This is a genomic window from Mesotoga sp. HF07.pep.5.2.highcov (genome assembly GCF_003666285.1).
GTDB lineage: Bacteria > Thermotogota > Thermotogae > Petrotogales > Kosmotogaceae > Mesotoga > Mesotoga prima.
Genome location: NZ_JFHJ01000354.1, coordinates 1 through 1,122, shown reverse-complemented (window position 1 = coordinate 1,122; position 1,122 = coordinate 1). Strand labels below are relative to the sequence as shown.

Here is a 1,122-nt window from a genome sequence, read left to right as displayed (position 1 = left end):
CTTCCCTCCCTATAAAAAGCGACATGTGCCGATCTTCCCGTGAAAGTGCAGTCCGTTTCGAAAGCCGAAGCAAAGAGAACTCCGGGTCTTGAATATACAGTCCCTTCGGGGAACTCATCGTTCACATGAAGTGCCCATGCCTCCTTTATATCGTACTGCTGAAGTGCTGGGATACATCTTTCTGCGCCTCCGCCTCCCTCTTCTGCTGGCTGGAAGAGGAACAGGAGGTTTCGTTTCAGGTTTGCGACAACCACTCTTTCGATCAGGCCAATGAGGATAGTCATATGAACATCGTGCCCGCAAGCGTGCATGAATCCCTCATGTTTGGACTTGAACTCTACTCCCGTTTCTTCGAATACCGGTAGAGCGTCCATATCGGCTCTGAAAAGAGTGAAAGGGCCGTTTGATTTCTTCCAACGCGCCAAAATCCCGGTACCCGATACCTTCTCGTAGGGAACATCGAGACGATCCAGAAGACTCATTATATATGATTGAGTCTTAAACTCTTTGAATCCTATTTCCGGTATCTCGTGCAGGCTGTGTCTTACTCTGATCAAATCCATATAGATGCCCCCCTTCTGGAAATCTTAGTCATTGATGTTCAGAATACAACTCCTTACCCATTGCATTAAGAGCGTATTCGAAGAGAACGGGTTTAATAACCAGGATTTCCACACGACGAATCTACTTTGTTGCTTCACAATTATAAACAAAAAAGGCGCCTTATAAGGCGCCTTTGTCTAAAGCCGAGATCAGTTCAGTGTTGTAATTCCAGAGTTCAATCAAAGTTGAATCTTCCCCGTAATCCTCTCCCATAAAAGTCTCCAGAGCAAAAGGTATATTCGGATCGATTATCCAGTACATTGATAGCTCTCCGTCTTCACAATATAAAGAGAGACTTTCGTTCCGGTGTAAGTTTCATTCTTTCCCTGAACGGAATGCTGTCCTTCATACTTCAAGGTACCAAATCCATAGAGCTTTGTGTTCATCTGCTCGTCGTGGTCGATAGCGTCATACACGAAAGTAAACATCGGATTCAAGAATGCGAATAGCTTCACAGAGAATTGCTGCCCGAACATCATATCTGCGGTGTGTTCTGTTTCGAGTGGCAGAAAGCAGGTA

2 protein-coding genes and 1 pseudogene are annotated in these 1,122 nt (G+C 45.3%); all 3 read right to left on the bottom strand.

Features of this window, described 5'->3' with window-relative positions; translation table 11 throughout:
- On the bottom strand, nt 1-563 hold a 563-nt coding region (locus BG32_RS07630), incomplete at its 3' end, for a M20/M25/M40 family metallo-hydrolase (RefSeq protein ID WP_121526643.1).
- Between the two features lie 160 nt (nt 564-723).
- Nucleotides 724-864 (bottom strand): hypothetical protein, encoded by a 141-nt coding sequence (locus BG32_RS16445; RefSeq protein WP_259459600.1) that lies wholly within the window; start codon nt 862-864, stop codon nt 724-726.
- Nucleotides 852-1,122, bottom strand: a pseudogene (locus BG32_RS07625) (hypothetical protein); the annotation flags it as partial. The pseudogene BG32_RS07625 and the gene BG32_RS16445, both read right to left, overlap by 13 nt.

Excerpts from the sequence above, each read along its gene's own strand:
- BG32_RS16445 (WP_259459600.1), bottom strand. The coding sequence starts at position 864 with ATGTACTGGATAATCGATCCGAATATACCTTTTGCTCTGGAGACTTTT.